Annotated in this window: 15 protein-coding genes; 2 read left to right on the plus strand and 13 right to left on the minus strand. The window is 45.4% G+C overall.

Translation table 11 applies throughout. The features are described 5' to 3' along the window. Positions 1-166: 166 nt before the first annotated feature. A complete protein-coding gene (locus J7439_RS05980; protein ID WP_209200915.1) occupies positions 167-3,868 on the minus strand; it encodes an ankyrin repeat domain-containing protein in 3,702 nt (1,233 codons plus the stop codon). A 485-nt stretch (positions 3,869-4,353) separates the two neighbouring features. Next, positions 4,354-5,247, minus strand: coding sequence for a class A beta-lactamase (gene bla / locus J7439_RS05985; protein ID WP_209200916.1), 894 nt, complete (start codon positions 5,245-5,247; stop codon positions 4,354-4,356). Positions 5,248-5,345: 98 nt separating this feature from the next. Between bla and J7439_RS05990 the strand changes: the two genes are divergently transcribed. Continuing rightward, positions 5,346-6,056, plus strand: coding sequence for an SDR family NAD(P)-dependent oxidoreductase (locus tag J7439_RS05990; RefSeq protein WP_209200917.1), 711 nt, complete (start codon positions 5,346-5,348; stop codon positions 6,054-6,056). Between the two features lie 60 nt (positions 6,057-6,116). Here the strand turns inward: J7439_RS05990 and J7439_RS05995 are convergent, their stop codons facing one another. The 11 genes from J7439_RS05995 to ffh form a co-directional block, all read right to left on the minus strand. Continuing rightward, positions 6,117-6,902: a thioredoxin fold domain-containing protein gene (locus J7439_RS05995; RefSeq protein ID WP_209200918.1), complete on the minus strand. Its 786-nt coding sequence runs from the start codon at positions 6,900-6,902 to the stop codon at positions 6,117-6,119. Between the two features lie 184 nt (positions 6,903-7,086). Continuing rightward, entirely contained in the window at positions 7,087-7,995 is a 909-nt protein-coding gene (gene xerD, locus J7439_RS06000) for a site-specific tyrosine recombinase XerD (RefSeq protein WP_209200919.1), read from the minus strand. A 187-nt stretch (positions 7,996-8,182) separates the two neighbouring features. Next, complete coding sequence (locus J7439_RS06005; RefSeq protein WP_209200920.1) at positions 8,183-11,140, minus strand: ankyrin repeat domain-containing protein; 2,958 nt, start codon at positions 11,138-11,140, stop codon at positions 8,183-8,185. Positions 11,141-12,039: 899 nt separating this feature from the next. Then, the gene (locus J7439_RS06010; protein ID WP_209200921.1) at positions 12,040-15,972 is read right to left on the minus strand and encodes an ankyrin repeat domain-containing protein; all 3,933 of its coding nucleotides are present in this window, start codon (positions 15,970-15,972) and stop codon (positions 12,040-12,042) included. A gap of 357 nt (positions 15,973-16,329) precedes the next feature. After that, the gene (locus tag J7439_RS06015; protein ID WP_209200922.1) at positions 16,330-17,331 is read right to left on the minus strand and encodes a hypothetical protein; all 1,002 of its coding nucleotides are present in this window, start codon (positions 17,329-17,331) and stop codon (positions 16,330-16,332) included. Positions 17,332-17,904: 573 nt separating this feature from the next. Further along, a complete protein-coding gene (rplS, locus tag J7439_RS06020) occupies positions 17,905-18,258 on the minus strand; it encodes a 50S ribosomal protein L19 (protein ID WP_209200923.1) in 354 nt (117 codons plus the stop codon). Positions 18,259-18,388: 130 nt separating this feature from the next. After that, positions 18,389-19,159, minus strand: coding sequence for a tRNA (guanosine(37)-N1)-methyltransferase TrmD (trmD, locus tag J7439_RS06025; protein ID WP_209200952.1), 771 nt, complete (start codon positions 19,157-19,159; stop codon positions 18,389-18,391). A gap of 99 nt (positions 19,160-19,258) precedes the next feature. After that, complete coding sequence (gene rimM / locus J7439_RS06030) at positions 19,259-19,810, minus strand: ribosome maturation factor RimM (protein ID WP_209200924.1); 552 nt, start codon at positions 19,808-19,810, stop codon at positions 19,259-19,261. Positions 19,811-19,823: 13 nt separating this feature from the next. Then, a complete protein-coding gene (gene rpsP / locus J7439_RS06035; protein ID WP_101745200.1) occupies positions 19,824-20,072 on the minus strand; it encodes a 30S ribosomal protein S16 in 249 nt (82 codons plus the stop codon). Positions 20,073-20,301: 229 nt separating this feature from the next. Beyond that, complete coding sequence (locus J7439_RS06040) at positions 20,302-22,422, minus strand: hypothetical protein (protein ID WP_209200925.1); 2,121 nt, start codon at positions 22,420-22,422, stop codon at positions 20,302-20,304. A gap of 493 nt (positions 22,423-22,915) precedes the next feature. Further along, complete coding sequence (ffh, locus tag J7439_RS06045) at positions 22,916-24,331, minus strand: signal recognition particle protein (RefSeq protein WP_209200926.1); 1,416 nt, start codon at positions 24,329-24,331, stop codon at positions 22,916-22,918. Between the two features lie 229 nt (positions 24,332-24,560). Between ffh and J7439_RS06050 the strand changes: the two genes are divergently transcribed. Beyond that, positions 24,561-25,361 (plus strand): cytochrome C assembly family protein, encoded by an 801-nt coding sequence (locus J7439_RS06050; protein ID WP_209200927.1) that lies wholly within the window; start codon positions 24,561-24,563, stop codon positions 25,359-25,361. Positions 25,362-25,401 lie beyond the last annotated feature (40 nt).

The raw sequence follows: 25,401 nt of genomic DNA on the forward strand, positions 1-25,401 counted from the left end.
CAAAAGCGAATTTTTAGACCAATTTGCAGCCACCGCAGTAGGGCAGTCTATTCTCGGTCAGCCTCCTGGTTACCCGCAGTCGGTGGTTTTTGCCCTGATGTGTCAGAAAAAATGATCTCATTTGTTCAGCTACTTATTATTGGACATGGACCTTCTGATGATAGATTCAACGGGATTCAGGGTTATGATTAGCGATTAGCTGATAAATTTCCGGGCCATTTTTCTCTTTAGCCAGATTGATAACTTCGCTATCAATTTTGATGTCAGGGTGTAAAAGTAAACACCTGATACAATCTGATGCGCCTGCAAATACTGCCAGCATCAAAGCCGTATAGCCGTCATTTTTTTTTGCATTGATTGACGGATCACCCTGTTCAATCAATACCTGAACGCAGTCGACATCACCGTTTCTTGCTGAAGACATTAATGGTGTCCAGCCATTCTTTTCAGGCAGGTCTGATTTAATTCCCGGGTGTTTCATAAGCACCTTCAGACAGTCCAATCGCCCCTTACTTGCTGCGTATAATATTGCAGTCCAACCTGCATCCGATTGCGCATTCGGGTCGATTTTTTCCTGTGTCAGAAGCTCTTCCAGGCACTTCGTTTGCCCATTTTCTGCAGCATGCATGAGTGCTGTTTTGCCTATATCATCCCTCTTGTTCACCTCAATGACTTTCCTTGCCAGAATTGCTTTGAGGCAATCAATCTGGCCATTTTTTGCGGCCACCATTGCCAGTGTTAACCCTTTTGTGGTGCGAACATGGATCAATGCTTCGGCAAAATCCAGCAGTTCAGTCAGTAATCTCAAATCACCACTGATTATTGCATTCAGGATCTGTTGAAATTTTTGCCATGGTTGACACTCTGCTAAATTATTGGCCTTCGCATTCTGTAATGCGGTTTTACCGAAAAAATTTATTGTATTGATGTCTATATTGGGTTGTTTTAGTAATAACGTGGCACAACGTTCATCCTTTCCATCTGCCGCCAGCATCAAAGCCGTAAAGCCTCCATTTTGTTTTGCATTGATCGACGAAGGATCATGTAGAAGCAACGCCTCAACACAGTCCCCATGACCGTATTTTGCTGCCAACATTAATGCCGTCCAGCCAAGACTGTCAGTCAGTTTTGCGTCAATTCCCTGTTTTTTCAGCAGCGCCAGCAAACAGTCCGTTTTACCGTGTCTTGCTGCGTTCATTAATGCGGTCCAACCGACACTGTCCCACTCATTCAATTCGATGTCTTTATGTGTCAAAAGTAATATCAGGCTGTTCGTGTGACCGAGTTTTGCCGCCAGCATGAGCGCAGTAACACCCCAATTGGCCTGACAATTCACATCAATATTTTTGTGTGCCAGAAGTAGTTGCACGGACTCCGTGAGCCCATTTTTTGCAGCTATGATGAGAGCCGTCTCGTTGTTATTGTTCCGCTTGTTAACGTCAATTCCTTTCTGTTCCAGAAGTAGTTCCAGGCTCTTCGTTTGCCCATTTTCTGCAGCATGTATGAGTGCAGTATCGCCGTCATTATCTGTGTCGTCCACGTCAATGATTTTTTTCTCCAGAATTGCTTTCAGGCAATAAATATTGCCATGTTTTGCAGCCAGCATTACCAGCGTTTCCCCAAATCTATTACGCAGATGAATCCATGCATTGTTATCTTTTTTATTGGTTGTATTGATGCCGCTATCGGATTTCTGGAATAAAAACGAGACGCAGCGTTCATTCCCTCCAATTACCGCCAGCATCAACGCTGTATAGCCTGCCTTGTTTTGTTCATCGATGGACGACGCACCATGGTCAAACAATTCCAATACGCAGTCCCCATGACCGTATCTCGCTGCCGACATTAATGGCGACCAGCAATTCTTGCTACGCAGCCCTACATTAATTTTTTGCTGTGTCAGAAGTGCTTTCAGGCACTCCAATCGCCCATTTGATGCAGCCAGAATAAGTGCGGTATAGCCATTCTTGTCCTGCAAGTTCACTTTAATTTCTTTCATTGCCAGAAGTAGTTTCAGGTGCTCTGTTTTTCCATATTTTGCAGCTATCATTAACAGCGTTTGACCTTTTTCATTTTTTGAGTTTAAGTCAATAACAGGGCGTTTACAGAGTATTTTAAATTTTTCTGAGTCAGACTGTACCGTGGAAAACAAGACTTTCTGGTATTCAGTTTTAATAAAACTGGTTGGACTCTTGTGTAAACCATGTTTTAGTAAAAAATCAATGATACCAACCTCTTTTAGTTTAAATGCTCGATGTAATAAGTCGGTAAAGAAAGCACTGGCGTGCTTTTTAAGAGATCCCACAGGCAGATGCAGTAAAAGACCGGTTGGCCCTGCTTCATCATTGTTCAGGGTATTAATGATTTTTTCTAACATGATCTCCTTTATTTGAGGGTCAGATTTAACCATTGCGTCCCATTTTTTAGATGCAGTTTTATCAAAGAAAAACTCAAAAAAGTCACTTGATTTATTGGAGTTGTTCAAAGCATATTGAAAAAGATTGAAACGTGCTTCATTCGACAAGCTATAAAAATCAACTGTTTTTAAATGGCTCAGAGTCAGTGTCTGATGGTTCTCCCAATCCAGGTTGCAGCTGGCACCTTGTATAAGAGGGGTCTCTGATTTAAAGACCCAAAAATAAAGATTATCCTTCGAGCCAATGTAGGAAAGTGGTGATTCATCCTTATCTTTGTCTTTATCTTTATTTTTCTTCGAAAAAAGCCGGGAAGAAGCTTCGTTATTTTTCTTGCCAACCATAGTGAGCACGTTTGCGGTAGGAGTATGATTCAAATAATTATCGATTAACCATACCTGCAATCGCTCCCGACTCTCTGAAAATTCATAGCTCCCATCAACGCAGGGTTTGATGATTGTCCATAGGCTAAGCCTGTTTTTATTGCTGGTTTTGAACCGAAGATTTACTGGGGTTATAAAATCCACGTTAATTCCTTCAGTGATTTCATCCTCCAATTCTGAGGTGAGAACAGGACGGGTTAGCCAGTCTTCCTTATTTCGCTTTTTTAAAGAGTATACTAAGTCCTGGTAAAACACATCTGTCATTTTGTTGAGTATTTCGAACTCTGGCATCAGGGATGGCAGGATAAGTTCGAATCGGTTAAGCATTTCAATCTTATCATTGATCTTTACATTGTGATCATGATCTTTTAGGGGGTCCAAACCAAACTGTTTACAGACTAAATTGTAAAGCTCGTTGTACGTGTGTACTTCATTACCTAATACAAATACATTCTTATCAATGGCACGCTCTTTTATCAGGAATAATTTAATGCCATAATCCAGTAACCCGTGTCGAATCTGCTGAAGAACCTTTTGTGGGTCGCGGGAGTTCTCGATGCTGGTATATGCACCTTGAATACGGGTACCATTGCCCCCAAGACAATAGTCTATCCCTGAAAGAAACTCATGAAACAAAGCGCAAAAACTGTCTCTATTGAAAGACAACTTATCAGCATTACCAGGATTTTCCGCTTCCAGCTCAAGAAACCGCTCAGTTCGATGAATGATATTATGGAGATAATAACGAGTATCCGTGAATGATACCAGGCTCTGAGGTTTTTTATCATCATTTTTCAGATCATCTGAAATCTTTGAGTGAAAGGTATCAATTTGATCATCAAATTCGTTGCTGATTAAACGCTGTGTCAAAAGCTTCAGCTTGCCAATGTCAGTCATAAACTGAGTTTTCATTTTGCTGTAGACTTCAGGTTCATCCTCTTTAACTTTTGCTAGCGTTCTAAAACTTCCGTTAGGGAAAGCAATGTAATCAGTTATTTTCTTATTCAGTTTTTCAGTGCTTTCTGAGAGTAATGGCTTCTGGAATAAAGCAGAGTGATGTTTTGGTATCATTTATTATTTCCTGTTGATTATTTAATGTAACTATTCTGTCTTGGTAATGCGTGATTGTATCTTATCAAAAAATCATACTTGTTATGAAGCACACACGTAATGTATTGGCGTAATTCAGGCACGATGATTATTAACCATATTTGAGATGTACGGGGTTTTGAGGATATACAAGTTTAAGCCATCTTGTATCAAATTGAATTTAGAGTTAATAAAGAATAAAAAAGTACAAAGTTGATAAAAAGGTAATGGTGATTTTTCCCATCGCGGTGTTTAATTAGAAGCGGTTTTTAATGAGTTGTCATTTCTTTAATAGAATTGTTGCCACGCTCCAGGGATTGCCAACTCCGAAAGCACGTCTCTCCATGTAGTACATGGTTAATGGGTTCCTTCTATCAGGCTCCGTTCGTTCTGAGCCGAGCCGAAGGACGCTCAGGGTGAACGGAGATTTTACACATCAAACTCATAAATGATACACAGGTCGGCTATTAGGAGGCTTTTATGGCAGCCTCCTGCTGAACCCCGAAATGACTGAAAATAACCTGACCTATTTTTACCACCATCCGGTTTCTCTCTTCCAGGCTGGCGTTTGTGCCGGTCATATAAATACTGATGATCAGTGGTGGACGCCTGTGACTCCAGGTAATGGCGGTGATGCCCCGGGAACCATTGCCGCCGGCACCTGATCTATCGGCAATCGACCAATCTGCCGGAAGTATTGAGCGGAGCAGGTTGCCTGCCACTTGATTGGCCATCATCCAGGTTTTCAGTTGGGCCCGGGAGCCGTCTGACAGGGTATTCCCCAGGATCAGTTGATTCAGGGTGTTGTTGATTGCCAGTGGCGTTGTGGTGTCCCGTTTGTCACCCGGATGCGCTTCATTTAATTCAGGCTCAATACGATCCAGACGTGTAACAGTATCTCCGGTAGCACGCAGAAATTCAGTCAATGTCTGTGGGCCGCCAATGCCAGCCAGTACTATATTGGCGGCGGTGTTGTCGCTGGTTGTCATCGTCGCTTCACAGGCCTGCCCGAGAGTGATTGTCTGGCCTGCCATGGGTTCGGTGACCGGGGAGTAAGTGACCAGTAATGCCTTTTCAATCATGGACTCAGTGTTCAGTTGTTGCTTTTGCTGATCAACACCTGCAAGCAGTTTGGCGCAGGCCAGAGTTTTGAAGGTGCTCATTAAGGGAAAGCGAGTATTGCCCCGGTAATGCCACAGAGACTGGTCTGCTGTATCCAGTACCGCTATTCCTATTTGACCTCCATGCTGATTTTCCAGATCAATGGCCAGTTCAGTCACCGGGTGGGCAAGAGTGTATGAGGAGAAACTCACTAAGGTCAGTGAGGAGAAAATCCAGCGTTTGATAATGGAAACGTGCATTGGAAAATAAACAGGCACTATAAGAGGGGGCTGAATGCTATCATCGGACAATGATTTTATGCCAGCTTTTCAGCTATCTATAACGGATGTCTCACGGTATGTACTCAGATAAAGTCGTTATTGTCACAGGTGCCAGTCAGGGTATTGGCAACGCCATTGCCAGGGCTTACAGGGAGCAGGGGGCTACTGTGGTTGGCTTCGACCTGCACCAACCGGCAACGGGTGATATGGATTTCTACAGCGTTGACCTGGGAAAACCGGAGATGATTGAAGCAGCCTTTGACAGCATTGCTCGCCAATATGGCACGGCACATATCCTGATTAATAATGGTGCCATAAGCCAGTTTAATAAACCGGTGACTGAGCTTGCTGCTGCGGAGTTTTCCAGAGTAATTGATGTCAATCTGAGTGGCAGCTTTAACTGTGCCAGGGAGTTTGTCAGGCACCATAGCGATAATCAGTACGGACGAATTATCAATATTGCGTCTACCCGCTGGCACCAGAATGAACCCGGCTGGGAGGCCTATGGTGCGTCTAAAGGCGGCCTGGTATCACTGACCAATACACTGGCCATATCACTGGCACAAACGCCGATTACCGTGAATGCCATCAGCCCTGGCTGGATTCAAACTGAAGATTATGATCAGCTGACCGGGCAGGATCACCGCCAGCATCCATCGGGGAGAGTGGGTAAGCCACGGGATATTGTTAATACCTGTCTGTTTCTGACCCATGAAGAGAATGACTTTATTAACGGTGCCAATATCGTGGTTGATGGGGGTATGACAAAGAAAATGATCTATCTGTAATGGCCAAACCAGGGGTTCAGTTTGTGCCAGGGAAGCCTGCCAGACAGGCTTCCCCAAACATCAAGGCTGACTGTTGATGATTCTGGCAATATCGGCAGCAGGGCGATAACCCGGAATAACCTGACCGTTTTCCAGCACCATTGCCGGAGTGCCGTTAATGCCCATTTGGACACCGAGGTTGTAGTGGTTATCAATGACAGTACTGCACGCTGCCTTATCACCTTGAATTTCTGCACTGATTGACTTGCCGGTTTTCAGGTCGGTTAATGCCTGTTTGCGGTCTGCTGAACACCAGGCATCGGTCATCTTGCCATGCACTGGCGACTGCTGGCCACCCCGGGGGAAGGCAAGATAGCGCAATTCAATACCCAGCGCATTCAGCTGGCCGACTTCCCGGTGCAGTTTGCGGCAGTAGCCACAGTCGACATCCGTGAAAGCATAAACAACACCTTTGGTTTCACCTGTCGGTGCAAAAATCACCATATCTTCCTTGTTCAGGGATTTCAGCAGCCTGGCGTTTTGCTGGCTTTTCACCTCTTCTGTCAAGTTAACCAGCTGGTTACCGCGAACTTCCAACAGTTCGCCTTTGATAAAATACTGCCCGTTTTCGCTGCTGTAGATCACAAAGCCACCTTTGAGCATCACTTTGTAGATGCCGGGCATCGGGCTTTTGGTGATTGACTCAATGGGAACGTTGGCATCAAGTTGTTTCAGCTGACGTTCAATCAGGGTCTCGGGGCCCTGAACGGCACTGTCCTTGCCGGTAGCCTCTGCATTGACGGCCACAGACCAGGCGGTACTGGTGGTCATCATGGCCGTTAACAGAAGCGCAGAGAATTTAGACATACTGATTCCTTATTAGATCCACAAGATAAGCCCGGACATCACAAGGGCTATCGGCAAGCCGTTCCAGCATTGGAGAGAAGCGCTGGATAAAAACAGGGTAGTCTAGCCTTATTTCTTCCTGTTGTATCGCTTGGACACTGTTATCCGGTGGAGAGTTCTAAAAAATAGTGAATAAACGGTCAGATTACCCCCTGGGATGATGCTCACGATGCAGTTCTGACAGCCTGTGGTTGGCAATATGGGTATAGATCTGGGTGGTGGACAGATCGCTATGACCAAGCAGCAGCTGGACCACTCGAAGATCTGCACCGTGGTTCAGAAGGTGAGTGGCAAAAGCATGTCGAAGGACATGGGGAGAAACGTCGGCAGTGATACCAGCGATCGTATTGTAGCGCTTGATCCGATGCCAGAAGGTCTGCCGGGTCATGGGGCGTCCCTGACGACCCGGAAACAGGGTTCGGCTGTCATACTGGTTCAGCAGATCACCTCTTGCCTGTCGTATATATTGCTGCAGCCATTCAATGGCATTCTGGCCCATGGGGACCAGCCGTTCCTTCCGGCCTTTACCGATAATGCGGAGCACTCCCTGTCTGAGATTAATATTGTCCATCTTCAGGTTGACCAGTTCTGAGATTCTCAGGCCGCAGGCATACAGGATCTCAAGCATGGCACGATCACGAAGACCAATGGCGGTATCGGTATCCGGGCTATTGAGCAGTGCTTCTACCTCTTCTTCTGACAATGTTTTTGGCAACGCCTTGCCCTGGCGGGGCATGTCAATATTGGCCGTAATGTCAGTGGTGATCTGTTCAGATTGAAGCAGGTAACGGTAGAAGGCTCTCAGGCTGGAGATTTGCCGGGCGGTTGATCGTGGGTGATAACCCTGCTCATAACGCCAGCCCAGAAACCGGCGAAGGTCCTCTTCGCTGGCTGAGAGTAATAGCTTGCCGACGTTTTGAGTGTGCTCCTGCAGCCACTCAGTGAACAGCAGCAGGTCACGTTGGTAAGCTTCACGGGTATTTTTGCTGAGCCCTCGTTCAAGCCAGAGGTGTTGTAAAAAGGCCTGTATTTCCAGAGAAGTGGGGGTTGGCATGGCAATCAATAGATCCAATATTGCACGATAGTGTAGATAATATCAGTTCTCTTTGCATAGGGCCTCCCGGGAGTTTTGCATTGCTGCCATAATCAGTTAATCAAATGAGAACCTATTGCCAGATGATCAGTCACTTCCAGCAACTGATCCTGCATCCATGCAGTCGTGTGGGGTTTTAACTCTTGTCTTATTTTTCCTGTTTTAAATTAAGCTTTTTTTCTTCCATACTTTTTCGATCCTTCTTCTTTTCTTCCTTTATGTTTATATTCAGCGATGCCTCAATACGTTCTAACTCCTTTATATCTTGCCCGTAAAATTCTAAAGGTGTACCACCATAGTAGTGTAAATCCTCTCCATTTGATTTATTGTATTTTTTAAAATTTATTCTTGGAGGTATATAACGACCCCCGGCGTACATTGCTCCAATGCTCTGTGGCCAGAACTCATCTTCTATTTTTCCCCGACCTTCCTTCAAGGTGCATCCATGCTTGATTAATTCTATCAGTGTTTCTTTATTGTCTTTGTGCGCTGCATAATGGACAGGCCTGGAACGCAGTTTAGTCTCTATGAATTTTGATGCGCCAAGATCATTTATCAGGTACGAGATAAGTGTATGTTTGCCCAGGTCACATATCAAATGAAGTGCGCAGGTACCATTTTCAGATATTGCTGAGTTTATGTTGGGCATATTTTTCAATAACAATTTACTGATATCATCGTTGGCATGTGTAAAAGAAAAGTAAAGCAAGGAATTTGTTGCGTATTTATAACACCTGTCCGAGAAGGCTCCAGCATTCAATAATTTTTCAGTAGTGTTAAGATTATTGTTTTTAACACTGAAATAAAGTGCAGTATGTGCGTATCTAATCCAGCCCTGCTTCGGATTCACTAATAATGCATCTATAACCTGATCGTTCAAATTTAACTCACATGCAGTAGTAACAGGGGTATTACGTTTGGAATCCGACACATTGACATCAATGCCAGGCTGATGGCAGAGAAAAAGTATGGCATCCTGGTTGTTCATGCGAACAGCCAGACTAAGAGCGGTATTACCATCTCTCATGCAAGCGTTTATATGAATACCGTCCAGCTTACAAAGAAATTCTAACACTGCCCACTGATTATTTAAGGCTGCCAGAGGCAAGGGATGAAGTAATACTTCTGGATCATTTGGATCTCTCAGAGAGTCAATCATTAATTGGGGGTGAGTTTGTTTCAGGCGCTTGATAGTGTCTAAATCACCTTCAACGCACGCATTATAGTACGTTATATTGAAATCGTCCCGGCTAAGTGGTGCCTGCATTATAGTTGGCAGTGCTGATGCTCCGCAGACGTCGTCTGGATCGATATTTTCAGGATGCCTGTTTGTTTCATCACCACTTGTATGTGTGTTGGCAAAGGCAGAGTGGTCCGAGCCCTGTATAGGCTGTTCAGGTACTGGTAGCGCACTTGGTGTAGTGTCTGTGGAAGCAACAGCTTCGGTTGTTTTTTCAGGTTTTTCTGTAGGCAGTATTTGTAGTTTTTGTGCTAATTTCTGGAATATTGTTATTGGTTTTGTATCTTTTTCATTGTTTTTAATTCCATGTTTCTTCTCATAGTTCATCATCTGTACTTTATCACCTTCATAAATTTCCAAAGGTGTGCCACCATGATGAAATAATTTTTCTCCGTTTGATTTATTTGCCCTGGTAAAGTCTATTTTTTGTGTATAACGACCATCAATTATTTTCTTTTTCCAGAAGTCTTTTTCTATTCTTCCTTTTCTTACAAACAGGGTGCATCCATGATCGATTAATCTACGCAATGTTGTTGCGTTATTGTCATGCGCTGCATAATGAACTGCCATGGAATCGTATTTATTGGTCAGGGATTTCGACGCTTTGCGCCTATCTATCAGGTAAGTAATGATGTCATCTTTGCCTGTTAAAGCAGCAAGATGCAGCACACGAGCCCCAGCTTCGGATATTTTTTGATTTATGTCTGTCAAATGACTCAATAACAAAATACTAATCTCATCGGAGGCATTTGTGAAAGAAATGTAAAATACGCTGTCTTTTCCATCACGATGGATCATGTCAACAGGTGCCTCGTTATATAATAATCTTTCAGTAGCTTTCAGATTATTGTTTTTAACGCTATGGGAAAGTGCGGTTTCACCGTTTTTGTTCGGGCCCAGGTACGGCTTTTTATTCAATAATGTTTGTATAATACGATCATCTGAGTTTTTTTCACAGGCTAAAATAATAGGTGTGCAACCGAGGCTGTTTTCCACATTTACATCAATGTTAGGTTGTTGACAGAGAAATTGTACGGCCGCCCCCTGGTGCATTCTGATGGCAAAGTGGAGAGCGGTATTTTTTTCAGGCCCGCGAGCATTTATATTAATATATGGATTTTGGCAAAGAAATCTTAACACTCTGTGCTGATTACGTTCGGCAGCCAGATGCAGGGGATGAACTGATATTGTTGGGTTGTCCGGATGCGTCAGAAAATTATTCATTGACTTGGGATCAGCAGCCTGGCACAGCTGAAAAATTGTCTCTATATCATCACTCAGACAGGCATGAAAGTATATATTATTGAATTCATCCGGATTTAATGGCTTGGCAGTTATGGGTGGCAATGCGCATGCCCCTTCAAGGTCGTCCGGGAAGGGATTTTCGTTAATCTCGTCTTCTTCTGGCCGGGGCATGGCCATATTTGTCTCATGAACTGAAAACAAGGGGAACAGCTGATCATACGTTGGCAGATTGAAATATGGAAGGTCAGAACTGTCGGGATAGGCTGGTGGTGGATCTGACGGTAGTTGATATTCATCAGCAGTAGCATGCCCGGTTTCTTGACCGCAGGGTGGGATAGTCATCGTGCTATCAACAGGATGCGGCAACATGGTTCTTTGCCCGATGCTCCTCGCCTGAGGAGGGGGCGATTGTGAATCTGGCAGATCAAAAAAGAGTGAGGTAGAAGATAAACTCTCGTAAATGTGGCGGTTATCGAAGTCACCTGAATTCCCGGGAGCACCATTATCAGTGGTTGTGTCATTAGTGGTTGTGTCTGGAATTTGATTCTGTGGATTAGTTGTAGTGGCAAATGAATCAGTATCTGGAACAGTAGTAACCGGATTGCCAACGGAGTAGTACATGGTACATGCCTTATGTCTGATTGGGTATTTCCAAAGCCTGTTTCGGTTTCGTTGTTGGCCTTTGAATTTCCTGATAGCGCATCACTATGGTACTACCTTTGGGATAAGCCATAAGAGAATCTGAAATGCCGTGCAAAAACTGAACGTTAACGAACTTTGTTAATTAATGCCTTTGTTCAGACCGTAAAACTATCCAATAGTTCCAGCACTGCCTTCTTTGCCTGCCTCAGTCACACTTGGCAACGCATGCCATGGTTTTCTGGAAGACCTGTTCAATTGAAACAGGCTGTTTGACTAGTGTGATATTAATCAATCTTCATCACTATCCGATGCTTTATGCCACGTTTGATTATGGCTTTCAAAATCGTAAAGGTTAAATGCAAATTGGTGCAGATCATTACTGGAATTTTTCAGATGCTTTAGTTTAATTTTCTGTATCCAAATCTTCAGTGATTTAAGTTGAGTATTCGGCAGGGTAATTGTTTCTTTCTCAAGGAGGACGGGGAATTGGTATTTTGGAAAAATTTTATCAATCCTTAGATCTATTATTGCATGATAATTCGGAACATATCATTTCCCTGAAGGGAGGTTAAGGGAATAGCTTTTTCGAATTTGCGTTATCAGATTCTGGTAAGGGTTTTAATGAGTTTGACGTGTACAGTCTCTGATCACCCTGAGCGCCCTTCGGCTCGGCTCAGGATGTACGGTCGAAGGGTGCCTGGCTCGATAGAGTCTGGAGTTTCCGCCCTTCGACAGGCCCGGGACGAACGGAGTGCGGAAGCACGACACCCCGTCAAACTCTTTGAAATCATGTGCCAGTGCACGCCATTGCTGCTTGCATAGCACCTGAGCAATGAGTTTTACATTGCTAAAATACGTAAGTTCCAATAGATACTCACTTATTTTTTCCAAATAGCTCCAAATATTTTTGGCTTCTTTAGCTTTTTTGGCTCATTTTGGTTTTGTACTTTTTTCTGCAGTTCTAGTTCTTTTTTCTGCAATTCTTCTAGTTGTTTATTTAGTTTTTCTAGCTCTTTATTTTGTTTTGTTTCTTTCGCTTTTTCCTGTTTTAGTTGTTTTTGTTTCTTTCTTTTCTGTTTTTGTCTATTCTCCATTCTTACTTTGTCCTTCATTTTTTCTTCCTTATTGTCGAATTTTAGCTGTTTTTCAATGTTGTTTAACTGATTTATATCTAGCTTTCCATAATACTCTGAAGGTGTACCTCCATGGAAGTGTAAGTGAGTCGCATTTGGTTTGTTGTAACTTTCATAATCTACAGTTGGAGGTACGTTTCCAGCCAAAAAACTATAAAATCCATCGTTATTCTTGCGCCAGAAATCATCTTCTATTTTTCCCGGACCCTCGTTCATCGAGCATCCTTGTTTGAGTAATTCACGCAGTGCTTCTGAATGATCATGATGTGCCGCATAATGGACAGGCATGGCATGACTATTATTCTCTATAAATCTTGATGCTTCACAATCACTTATCAAGTGCTTAATCAGTGTTTTTTTGCCTAAAAGAGAAGCTAATTGAAGCACGCGAGCACCATTTTTAGTTACTGCTTTATCTATGTCGGGTAAATAACTCAATAATAATTTACTCATCTCTTCGGTGCCATCCTGGAAAGCGATATAGAACACCGAGTTTTTCCCATCTTCTACAATCTTGCCAACGTCAGCTCCAGCCTCTAATAACTTTTTAGTAATTGTAATATTATGGTTTTCAACACTGAATCCAAGTGCGGTTTTTTGGTTATTATTCGGCTCCAGACTCGGTTTATGCGCTAATAATGCCTCTATAACCTGATCACTTAAATTTAACTCACAGGCAGAAATAATAGGGGTATGTTTGGTGGAGTTATCCGATAAATCAACATTAATGTGTGGTTGCCGACAGAGAAAAAGTATGATGTCCTCCTTTTTCTTGCGGACAGCCAGATTAAGAACTGTCTGCCCATTACTCATGCGAGTATTGATATTAATTCCATCCAGCTCACAAAGAAATGTTAATGCCGTCCACTGGTTATTTAAGGCAGCCAGATGTAAGGGGTGAATATATGCGTCTGGATCCTTTGGGTCTTTCAGGGAATCTATCATTGATTCGGGCCGAACTTGTTTCAGGTACCTTAAAGTGTCTATATCACCTGCCTGGATTGCATTAAGGTACTTTTTTTTGAATGTTTTATCGTCTAATTGCTCCTTCATTATGGCTGGTATTGCTGATGCCCCGGGCACGTCGTCCATGTTGGTAAACGGTGTCATTGGTGGAAGCCTGCTGTCATTTACATCATAACGGGTCCACTCATTCTGCATAGCTTTATGTCCGCTTTGATGCGTGTAAGCAAGGGCAGAGAGATCTGAGTCTGGAGCAGGCTGTTCAGGTGTCGATGGTGTACTTAATGTAACGCCTGTGGCAGCATCAGTGTCAGTTGTTTTTTTATTTTGTTCTTCAAACCTGCCAATTTGAAGTTTCAGACGTTCTAATTTTCTTGCTTGGTCTCTTTTTTTTATCTCCAGTGCTTCTTGCTCTTTAAGATGTTCCTGCATATTTTGCATCTTCTTTTTATCATTTTCTTTTTCTAACTTAATTGATTTTTTTGAGCGGTTATATTTAGCCTCATGATTTCTAATCTGTTCGATATCACCTCTATATCTAAAAAAGTCCGAAGGTGTGCCGCCCTGACGAATTAGCATGTTTCTGTGTTCTTTAAATTTCTTGGGATTTTTCTCCATATCCCAAAAGTCTTCTTCTATTTTTCCTCTTTCTTCATCCAGGGTGCATCCAAGGTCAATTAATTTGCGAAATATTGTTTCATCACCTGCAAACGCTGCATAATGGACTGGCATGGATTTATATTTATTGGTTACAAATCTTGAAGCATTACGAGTTTTAACCAGATAATCAGCAATATCAGCTTTGCTTTTTAAAGAAGCCAGATGCAATGCCCGAGCATTACAGTCAGATAGTGGTTGATTTACGTCCCGCAGATAACGCAGTAGCAATTTACTGATTTCGTCAGAGGCTTTATCGAAGGAAATATAAAATATGCTGTCTTTTCCATCCTTATGTTTCGTGTTAACCTTTGCGCCGGATTCTAATAATTTTTTAGTGGTTTCAAAATTGTTGTTTTCAACGCTAAAGGAAAGAGCAATTTTGCTGTTTGTGTTCTCACCCAGGTATGGGTTATGAGCCAATAATTCATCTATTATCTGGCCGTCTACGTTCTTTTTACAGGCTAAAATAATAGGGGTGGAGCCGAAAGCATTCTCCAGATCTACATTAATATCCTGGCGTTGACAGAGAAATTTTACGGCTGCCACGTTATTTTTATTGATAGCGTGGTGGAGAGCAGTCATCTTAAAAGATGATAAGGCATTTATATCAATATACGGATTCTCGCAAAGAAATTCTAACGCTTCAATCTGATTAAATGTGGCAGCTACATGCAGGGGATGAAATGATTTCTTCGGTTCTTCCGGATGCGTCAAAGGATCAATCATTAACTGGGGATAATCTTGCCTCAGGCGCTTTATAGTATATAAGTCACCATACTGTAAGGCATCATAGTAGGTGTCATTGAAATCTTTCAGACTTATTGGCATCTCAGTAACTGGTGGCAATGCACATGCCCCTTCAAGGTCGTCCGGGATGGGATTTTTGTTAATCTCGTTTGCTTCTGGTGGATAAATATTGTCCACTGAATTATATAATGCGTACCTGGGGTATAGCTCGTAATATCCGGGTGGAGGAGCTGAAGGTGAAGGAGGTGGAGTTAGTGGAAATGTTGCTGTGTCTGTGTCATGACGTACCAAAGTACCATTACTAGACGCTGCACCACTATCTTCATGGTCTGTGCCAAAGAAGCTAGTCATATCTGAAGTTGATGCAGGTGGTTCATTAGTATCATCTATAACAGCGGTTTCATTTGTTTCTCCGGGTAGCCCGGAAGTATTATTTATGGCAGCGGTTTCAGGAGAGTCTCCGCGTAATTCAAATGAATCTTCGGCAGTAGTTTCAGTGGTGTCTCTGGGTGGTTCAGAAGTATCTTTGGCAATAGCGTTAGTAGTTTCTTCGTACAATTCAGTAGAATCCTGGTCAACAGCTCCAGGAGTTTCTTCGTGCAATCCAGTAGAATCCTGGTCAACAGCTCCAGGAGTTTCTTCGTGCAATCCAGTAGAATCCTGGTCAACAGCTCCAGGAGTTTCTTCGTGCAATTCAGTAGAGTCCTGGTCAGCAGCTCCAGGAGCTTCTTCGTGCAATTCAGTAGAATCCTGGTCAACAGCTACAGGAGTTTCTTCGTGCAATTCAGTAGAATCCTGGTCAGCAGCTCCAGGAGCTTCTTCGTGCAATTCAGTAGAATCCTGGTCAACAGCTCCAGGAGTTTCTTCGTGCAATTCCGTAGAATCCTGGTCAACAGTTTCAGGAGTTTCTTCGTGCAATTCAGTAGAATCCTGGTCAACAGCTCCAAGAGTTTCTTCGGGTAATTGAGCAGTATCTATGGCTACAGCAACTTCAGCTGAACCACTTACAGCAGCATCATGCCCGTTTTCTTCACTGGAGGGTGTGTCAGTGATCGTGATATCAACATGGAGCGGCCGCATGGTTCTTTGCCCGAGGCTTTGTCGATGGGGTGATGGTGAGTCTGGCGGAGGATTGCAAATGGATGTGGTTGCAGATGAGTTCCGGCACACCTGGCGATGATCGAAGTCATCGGGAAGCTGGCGGGTGTCACCAGTGGCTGTGCCGGTAGTTGGATTCTGTGGATCAGTTGCAATAGCTGAAGAAATAGTATCTGCAACAGCAGTAATCAGTACGCCAATATAGAACATTTATCAGGTCCTTTTTTTACCTAAGTATTTTCAAAGCCTGTTGAGGTTTCGCTGTTGGCCTTTGAGCTTCCTGATAATAAATTACTACGGTACTACTTTTGCTATAAGCCGTAAGAGAACCTGAAATGCCGGGCAATAACTGAAACTTTAACGAGCTTTAATAATTTTGCCTTTATTCAGACCGTAAAATTGATCAATAGTTCCAATACTGCCGTTCTTTTTTAATCATTCAGCAAGCCCAGGAGTTTTTTGTCTGTACTATAGTTTTATCTTTTTCCCGGGGGAAAGCTGGTCATTGTGATTGTTCCGGATGAGCTGATTGATTCAGTGGTGCAATAAGTAGTTAACCAAGTGAAATCATGATTTTTTCCGGCTGCGTAAAGGTGTCTTCAGTGGTCTTGTACCGGTTTGTGTGGTGGCTCTGTATGGAGCCAGTACCTCAATGAGCTCTTTGGTAAGATGCTTCATTTGGGTCTTGTGATGATCGTTAAAATTCAATACATCCGGGATCAGGTATTTTTCGTAATTTTGAGATGGGCGGATAAGGCAAAACGAATTTTTCAGGTATTGTTTTGTGTATCGATGGATAATTGCCTCTGTTTCTGATAACTGATCTTTTTTATTCATCAGTTCAAGTGAATTTTTTAAGCCAATGCCTATGATTCGTTTACAAAGAGAAGTATGAACCAGGTCAACTGAGTTTGGATCCATCAATACCGGCGGAGGGAAACCAAATTTCATAAAAATATATTGCATTAACATATAATTTGTTCTGCAGGTGCCATCCATAGGAATGTGTAGCTGCTCAAGTCTGGGCCAGTATGTGGCAAGTGTGCTAATCAGTTTTACCAGCAGTTTAGGCGTGCTGATTTTTTTGTGCTGAAGTGATTCCAGTTGTGTATTCAGTGGCGTGATTATTTCTTTCTCAAGGAGGGTCATGAGTTGGTATTTGAACAAAATTTTATCCATTCCGTTTGTATCTGATATTGGACCATTAGGCCCTAATGCCCTGAAAGAAATGGTGATACCTTTGAGGTCGGTATAATTTGCAATCAGTTTGCTATCAGGAATTATGCGGCCATTCGAAGAAGTGGCAATGGTCGCACCATGGGTGCCACGGCAAAGTTCATAGCTTTCTTCCAGTCGTTGTTTGTATAACAGTGCCTGGATGAAGCCTTTTTGGGTATGTTCACTGGAGGGGTACCCCACGTGCCTTTTTCGTACGGTTCCGGGGATATGGCTGTCAAGCATATTTTGCACGCCCTCGGTCAGTAGGGCGTTGATCTGCATATAGCGTTGTCGGGAAATCAGGGGGGCATCTGCAGCGTCATGCTGGATCCACTCTAACACCTGGCTCATGCAGCGGCACCAGGCCGCTGTGCATCCTGGCTCTGCATCTTCATATTTCTGTGGTGAACGACTTGAAATAATGTCATCCGGGTCGGCAAATAACAGGAAAAGATGTTCTTCGGGAAAGCGCAGAAGAAAGTCAGGCCCCTCAGGTAGTGTTGCCATATCCTGAGTTGCCGTTGACGTGAGTGGTGAGTGGGTCGTGGCGGTATTAGTCGAGACGTGCCTATGACTGATTCTGGTGGGGTTCGAATCGCCAATACCGCTGGTAACTGTTGTTCTGGTGGAGGGTAGGTCTGACTCCCGAAAGTGAGTGGCACTGCTGTTTCTGCTATCTACAGTGTTATTCTCACTCGGTGGTGCTGTTCTTACGGCAAAGCTGGAATGGCAGGGTTGAATAATATCCGGCATAAATATGACTGCCTTTATAACTGCTTCTCGATTTATTAAGACAGCGAAAGACATGATTTGTTCAGATAAAAAAAAGCGGCTTTCGCCGCTTTTCCCGGATCAGGTGTTTCACCCATCCGCTCTTCTGAGAAACTCGTGTAAAAATCAGTTGCCGGAAAATTAAACTGAATCTTAGTTGAGCTTTTCCTTGATACGAGCAGCTTTACCGCTCAGCTCACGGAGGTAGTACAGCTTAGCCTGACGAACGTCACCACGACGCTTCACAGTCACAGAAGCGATCAGTGGAGAGTAAGTCTGGAAGGTACGCTCAACGCCAACACCGCTGGAGATTTTACGAACGGTGAAGGCAGAGTTCAGGCCACGGTTACGCTTACCGATGACAACACCTTCGAACGCCTGCAGACGCTCACGGTTGCCTTCTTTTACCTTAACCTGTACGACTACAGTGTCACCCTGGCTAAAAGCAGGGATCTCTTTGGTCATTTGTTCAGCTTCAAGCTGCGCAATGATTTTGTTTTTGCTCATTGATAATTGCTCCTGGTTAGTCAATTCTGTCCCGCTCAAGCTGTGTTTCACTCAGATTGCCCTGACGCAGGGTCAAAACCAATCCGAAACAAGCCGATAGCACAATCTGGTTGGCTTGAGAGTCTGGCTCTCAGGCACTGTCGTCACTTTTGGCTGAGTGTTCAGCAATAAACTCCGACAACAACCTTTCTTCCTCGCTGGTCAGTGACCTTTGTTGCAGTAGGTTCTCCAACAGGTCAGGCCGTCTCAGCCAGGTTCTGCCCAGGGACTGTTTCAGTCGCCAGCGCTCAATCAGAGCATGGTTGCCTGATAACAGTACTTGCGGCACTTCCTGTCCTTCAAAAAGCTCAGGACGGGTGTAGTGCGGGCAGTCAAGAAGACCATCAGCAAATGAATCTTCCTGAGCGGAATCCTTATGACCCAGGGTGCCCGGTACAAAGCGTGATACTGCATCAATCAGAGTCATGGCAGCGAGTTCGCCACCACTTAACACGTAATCACCAATAGACCATTCTTCATCGATTTCGGTCTGGATTACCCGCTCGTCAATACCTTCATATCGCCCCGCGACCAGGATCAGTTTCTTGCTTTGGGCAAGCTCCTCTACCCCTTTCTGGTCGAGCATACGACCCTGGGGAGAGAGGTAAATCACTTTGGCCTCGGCTCCTGCAGCTTTGCGGGCTGCATGGATGGCGTCACGCAGAGGTTGAATTTTCATCAACATGCCGGGACCACCGCCATAAGGTCGGTCATCCACAGTTCGGTGCCGGTCATGGGTAAAGTCCCTGGGATTCCAGGTCTGTACCTCTATCAGCCGTTCCTTAACCGCGCGGCCGGTAATACCGTGCGCGGTTATGGCCCGGAACATCTCCGGGAAGAGGCTGACGACACCGAACCACATTCCGATGTCCATGGCGCTCTTGTCTGTGTCCTGATGAGTTTCTGCCAGTGTTTCTCCGGCTGGCTCATCAAGGGGTGAGTGTTGAGTCGTCATGGCCAGTTAAAACTCCGGGTCCCAATCTACCCGGATAAATCCTTTCTCAGGATTGACGTCTAGCACCACCGATCCGGTAAGCCAGGGTACCAGACGCTCTCGACGGTCAATGCTGCCTTTCGTGGGGCGAATGACCAGGACGTCGTTGGCACCTGTCTCCATCAGGTGGCTGACTTTGCCCAGCAGAACATTGTCTCCCTCGGCGTTGCGGGAGAAAACATCCAGCGATTCCAGTTGATGCCAGTAAATCTCGTCATCTTCCGGTTCGGGCAGATCATCGGCGTTGATGGTGATCTGGTAACCACAGTAACTGCGGGCCAGCTCACGATCGTCACAACCGACGATATGGGCAATCAGACCTTTCCCGTGTGGCCGGGCCTGATCGATTTCAACGGTTTTAACATCACCGTTGCGGTCAAGAATCCAGCGTGGGTAGTTGAGGATGTTTTCCATCGGGCTGGTGTTGGAGTGAATCTTCAGCCAGCCTTTGACCCCGAATACGGAGGAAATATGGCCTAACGCAATGCGCTTCACAGCGCCCTCTACTGCCGTTGTCACTGGGTTATTAACCTCACGCAGCCTTTTTGGCTTCTTTCAGAAGCTGGGCGACGCGGTCAGATGCAGTAGCACCCTGGCCCAGCCAGAATTCTACACGCTCGTTATCAATACGCAGGCGCTCTTCCTGGCCACGAGCACCAGGGTTGAAGAAACCTACGCGCTCAATGAAACGACCGCCGTTAGCGTTACGGCTGTCAGCCACGGTCAGGTGGTAAAATGGACGCTTTTTAGAGCCGCCACGTGCAAGACGAATGGTTACCATGGAATAGGGTTTCCTATAGTTGTTTCCGGCAACTGGTTTTCTGTGTTCACTGGCCAGACGCGCAGGACGTATGACTGAAACCCAGAAGAGTTGAGACAGATTTGAGCGAGGAAAGATCCTTTTTCATCATCCGTCAGCTAATCCATGATCGGCTTCAAGCCAATCATAAAGGGCGCATATTGTAGGGAAAACAAGGGAAGGAGGCAATATGCTGTGATAAGTATGTTCCCTATGAATCAGGCTTTTGTGTCAGAATAACCAGTGCTGTTGATTTCCCCAGATTGGCGACCCTTCGGCTTGCCGAGCAATAGGCATCGAATTGACTTTCACTGTCATTATTAGCGGCCTGTAACGTTTCTTCAGCCCCGGTCAGCGGCATTTTGACGACTAGGGGAATTGTCTCAGTGTCTTCGATGTTTCCCATGGAGTCAGCATAATGAAGGACGTTGCCTTCTTTACGCCAGCCCACAAAATGGCCTGTTTCAATAGTGACCACGCCACCGACTTCGTAATCCTTCTTTTTTCCGTTGGCAGTGGGGATAGAGACATCTTTCCACCACTCCAGCTCGGGTCTGATCTCGGTTCCAAAGTTGGGTATGGTTACCAACAACACTTCCGGGGAGTGATGGTTATCAGGTAACAACTCTTTGAATGCACAATCATCAAGTTCCATTCCTTGCTTAGTGTTCCTGAGCCAATTATCGATCAGCTCTTGCAGGGTTGTTGCCCATCGAGAAGAGGTTGCGGTTATTCTGCCACTTTCAGGTTCATCTTTGTTAAAACCGGTTAGCTTATGATTAACGAATATCTGCTGTCCCCGGATATTGATAAATGATGAACTAACGGTACGAGGAAAGAGGCCATAGCGATAGTGATATTCAACCTCGGCATCCATCACCCTCAATTTATTCACCGGGTCACCAAAATATTCAAATTTTCTACCGGACAGATTGCCTGTGCTGCTTTCATGTTTTTCCGTGCATATTATGGCAAGTTCCTCACCCCGTACGTATTCGTCAACAGTCCAAACAAATTTTGGCGGGTTGGAGGGGGGAGGTCCTTTTCGTTGTTCTTTATTTTTCACTACTTTGGTCAGGCCCTCTGGTATCGCAATTGAGGGAATTCTATCATCCCTGAGACTGCTGACTGGTTCCTGTGTGTCATTGATAGTGACGAAGCCATCCCCGGCTGTAATCGATACTATTTTGTGCTTCAAAGAGGACTGTGTATATTTAAGGATACCGAAATTTTCGGATGGGACTTTTCCAGCGTCCGGATAGTCATAGATGCGTTCGAGGATTGCGGGGATAATATCCGATATTGAAAGGGGTTCGCTGAGTGTTCCATTGTTGAGTTTGAAAAGTGTTCTTATGCGGTCCAGACCCTCATCGGCAATGTAGCCATTCGTATTTTCATCAAAGTGAAAATGTCTGCATATCGGTAAAAATTCATCCAGAGTATTGGCATCTTGCATTTTGCCTTTCGATTTTAGTTTACGGGCTCTGTCATCAATCTCGTCAATCAATGTATTCAATGCTCCGTTGTTTGATAGAGCCATAAAAAAGGCAGCCAGTGCACAGTTGTTGTTTTTTGCCTGGATGCCTGAATACATGGTTAATGAAACATTGCCGAATGAGTGTATTAGCTGTGGCGTCGGAGAAGGGCAGGCCGCGCTGGTTGCGTTCTCCAATGGCTCCTTAACTACTTGCCCCTCCCGTGTGGTCATATCTCCCTGGATAGGTTTTTGCTCTTGAGGGATACATTTTCGCTGTTTCGGAGCAGGTTTTTGCGTTTGCGGAAGAGATTTTGAGCCAATGGATTTTCGAGGTTTTGGAACAGGTGTTTGTTTTCGTGGATCAGACTTTTGCTCTTGCGGATCATTATTTGGCTTATTCAGATCAGGCTTTTGCTCTTGCGGACCATCATTTGGCTTCTTCAGATCAGGCTTTTGCTTTTTAGGGATAGTTCCCAAGTAATGCATCAGTAAGTTGTAGTGGGCAAGATACAAGCTACTATCGGTTGATGGAGTGGGGCTCTCCGGAGGAGATAATGTGGGGGTGTCTTGACAGGGGCTAGCTGATGCATCTTCCGATCCGGTATCAGTCTTTGGCGCAGTGGCGGCGTTTGTTGTGGGCTGATGAACGGGAATTTCGATCGTTCGATCTTGAATCGGAATGTCACCGACATTACTCTCGCCGGTGCAGTTGGCACCATCTCCTGTCAAGCCGAATGAACCCAGGCAAACACTGTTGCTGCGAGGACGACCAGGAGATAAGTCTTGATGCCGCGGGTCAGGTTGGCTTCCTGGCAAGCTTGAATAATCATGATTGGACCGGGTAATCTTATCCACTTCGAATACTCCATTATGCTGATGGTCAAAATTTAATTTGTTATAAGGTCATTGCTCGTTTTGGTTTATTAAAATAAATGCCTTATTCATTTGCCCGGATTTGGGTCTCTGAACCAATGGCACTGACTTAAGGGTGAAAGCCTTGTCATACGTGGGCTTTAAGGCACCCGGCGATTGGAACCAACACACAAAGGAAAAGAAAATCTGTTCTTAGTGCTCTTTGTGTGCTTTGTGGTTCCAATTCAAATCTCTAAACCCGTATCAATCCCCATGTTTGCGGGGCTTTTCTGAACAGGAGCAGTGATTAAAAACAGAGGTCCCTTACCTGACCTGATTTCTAATTACGCAGAAACTTAGACAGCAAAAATTCGTAAATGTTCGGAATGTGGATTTTATTTATTATTCGGGATTGAAATAAATTATCGATTTCAATGAAAATTGTTATTAAATTCAAATGGCCAGCCCTGTTTTGGGGCTGGCCATTAATGGGTTGTTAAAACGGAAACTTTTTGCCGCCACCGGGAGGCATCATGCCACCTATTCCGCCCATGCCGCCGGGCAGCTGGCCTTTCATGGACGACATGCCTCGCATCAGTTTGCTCATGCCTCCTTTTTTGGTGGCTTTTTTCATCATTTTACTCATCTGCTTATGCTGCTTGATAAGTCGGTTGATGTCCTGGATCTGGGTGCCGGAGCCAGCAGCTATGCGTTTTTTGCGGGATCCGTTCATGATGTCCGGGTTGGCGCGTTCAGCCGGGGTCATGGAGTTGATGATGGCTTCCATCTGGACAAAAATCCTGTTGTCCATCTGACCCTGAAGCTGTGGTGCCATGCCGCCCATGCCGGGCAGTTTGTCCATCATGCCGCTGAGTCCACCCATTTTCTTCATTTGCTGCAGCTGGTCACGGAAATCTTCAAGATCAAAGCCTTTGCCTTTCTTCAGTTTGCTGGCCAGCTTGTCCGCCTTGCTGCGGTCCAGCTTGCGCTCGGCTTCCTCGATCAGGGAGAGAATATCCCCCATGCCCAGGATGCGGGAGGCAATACGGTCCGGATAGAAAGGCTCCAGGGCATCGGTCTTCTCGCCCATACCGATAAACTTGATGGGCTTGCCGGTGATCTGGCGCACCGACAGCGCAGCACCACCACGGGCATCACCATCCGCTTTGGTCAGAATAACACCGGTCAATGGCAGGGCATCACCAAACGCCTTGGCGGTATTGGCTGCATCCTGACCGGTCATGGCATCCACCACAAACAGGGTTTCTATGGGGTTGATGGCGCTGTGCAGCTGCTGGATTTCAGCCATCATATCGTTATCGATATGCAGACGACCGGCGGTGTCGACAATCAGGACATCCGCATGCTTGATGCGGGCTTCATGAATCGCGCCATTAACAATATCCACCGGTTTCTGGTCAGCAGACGACGGGAAAAAGTTCAGGCCGGTTTCCTGGGCCAGGGTTTCCAGCTGTTTGATCGCCGCGGGACGGTAAACGTCGGCACTGACCACCATAACGGATTTCTTCTGGCGCTCTTTCAGCCATTTACCCAGTTTGGCCGCGGAGGTGGTTTTACCGGCACCCTGCAGACCGGCCATCAGGATCACGGCCGGTGGCTGGGTGGCCAGGTTCAGTTCGTCGTTGGACGAACCCATGACCTCAATCAGCTCATTCTGGACAATTTTGACAAACGCCTGGCCCGGGCTCAGGCTGGACTGAACTTCCTGCCCGATGGCCCGGTCCCTGATCCGGTTGATAAACTCTCGAACCACCGGCAGGGCAACGTCTGCTTCGAGCAGGGCCATGCGCACTTCGCGCAGGGTGTCTTTGATATTATCTTCGGTGAGCCTGGCCTTCCCGGTTACAGTTTTCAGTGTGCGGGACAGGCGTTCGGTTAAATTTTCGAACATTCTGGGAATTACCCTGATCTAAGGTGTTTATGCGGTTGAACGCACAGAATGTTGGCCATTATATAGGAATCAAAACTAAAGCGGCATCCATTTCAGTGGATCTGGTGTAAGGTTGTTTGTCTAGCGCCGGGTAATATGACAAACTGCCGATGCTGCTTTACGTTGAAGCCTGTGGTCTTAGAGGGCTTCCTGCTTTTTTTGCTGCTTTGGGGATAAATAGGCTTCGCTAATGAGTGTCATGTTCGTCAGTATGGGTGCGCTTGGTTGCTATCTGGCAGGCACGGTAGGGCAGGGGTTGCGAAACTGCGGGCGTGAAGTGCCCAAATCGCTGGTTCTGTTGATTACCGCCCTTGGCCTGATTTTCCACGTTATTGCGTTATACATTTCCATCCATACTGATCGGGGCATCAACCTTGGCGTGTTCACCATGGGATCGCTGACCTCTATGATGGTGACCATGATGGTGCTCCTGAGCAGTTTGAAAAAACCCTCGGAAAGCCTGCTGGTGATGATTCTGCCGGTCACCATGCTGGCCATTGTGCTTGCCCTGCTGGCCCCGGTTGAACATATTGTCTGGAACACCGCATCATCCATGGTTTCCCATGTGCTGCTTTCGGTTATGGCCTATGGCATTCTGATGGTGGCGGCATTTCAGGCCATTCTGCTCTCCTACCAGGAACACCAGCTGCGCACTCACCGGCATACCATCAGGACACTGCCACCGTTGCAAACCATGGAACGGCTGCTATTTGAGTTTCTGGTCCTTGGGGTTATTTTGCTGACCCTCTCGCTGGGCAGTGGGTTTCTGTTCCTGGAAGATATGTTTGCCCAGAGGCTGGTGCATAAAACGGTATTGTCCATCACCGCCTGGTGTCTTTTTGCGGCGCTGTTGGTTGGCCACTGGCGATTTGGCTGGCGTGGGCAGACGGCCGTTCGCTGGACTCTGGCCGGTGTCCTGTTTCTGGTCCTTGCTTACTTTGGCTCAAGACTGGTGCTTGACTGTGTGGTTTCCGGGCAGTCCTGCTTTTGAAGGGGCTTGCAGATCAAAAATGGCAATCCCATGCCGGGCA

The organism is Salinisphaera sp. G21_0 (assembly GCF_017744115.1).
Taxonomy (GTDB): Bacteria; Pseudomonadota; Gammaproteobacteria; order Pseudomonadales; family Endozoicomonadaceae; genus Endozoicomonas.

Excerpts from the sequence above, each read along its gene's own strand:
- J7439_RS05980 (WP_209200915.1), bottom strand. The coding sequence starts at position 3,868 with ATGATACCAAAACATCACTCTGCTTTATTCCAGAAGCCATTACTCTCA.
- bla (WP_209200916.1), bottom strand. The coding sequence starts at position 5,247 with ATGCACGTTTCCATTATCAAACGCTGGATTTTCTCCTCACTGACCTTA.
- J7439_RS05990 (WP_209200917.1), top strand. The coding sequence starts at position 5,346 with ATGTACTCAGATAAAGTCGTTATTGTCACAGGTGCCAGTCAGGGTATT.
- J7439_RS05995 (WP_209200918.1), bottom strand. The coding sequence starts at position 6,902 with ATGTCTAAATTCTCTGCGCTTCTGTTAACGGCCATGATGACCACCAGT.
- xerD (WP_209200919.1), bottom strand. The coding sequence starts at position 7,995 with ATGCCAACCCCCACTTCTCTGGAAATACAGGCCTTTTTACAACACCTC.
- J7439_RS06005 (WP_209200920.1), bottom strand. The coding sequence starts at position 11,140 with ATGTACTACTCCGTTGGCAATCCGGTTACTACTGTTCCAGATACTGAT.
- J7439_RS06010 (WP_209200921.1), bottom strand. The coding sequence starts at position 15,972 with ATGTTCTATATTGGCGTACTGATTACTGCTGTTGCAGATACTATTTCT.
- J7439_RS06015 (WP_209200922.1), bottom strand. The coding sequence starts at position 17,331 with ATGAGCCAGGTGTTAGAGTGGATCCAGCATGACGCTGCAGATGCCCCC.
- rplS (WP_209200923.1), bottom strand. The coding sequence starts at position 18,258 with ATGAGCAAAAACAAAATCATTGCGCAGCTTGAAGCTGAACAAATGACC.
- trmD (WP_209200952.1), bottom strand. The coding sequence starts at position 19,159 with ATGTGGTTCGGTGTCGTCAGCCTCTTCCCGGAGATGTTCCGGGCCATA.
- rpsP (WP_101745200.1), bottom strand. The coding sequence starts at position 20,072 with ATGGTAACCATTCGTCTTGCACGTGGCGGCTCTAAAAAGCGTCCATTT.
- ffh (WP_209200926.1), bottom strand. The coding sequence starts at position 24,331 with ATGTTCGAAAATTTAACCGAACGCCTGTCCCGCACACTGAAAACTGTA.
- J7439_RS06050 (WP_209200927.1), top strand. The coding sequence starts at position 24,561 with ATGAGTGTCATGTTCGTCAGTATGGGTGCGCTTGGTTGCTATCTGGCA.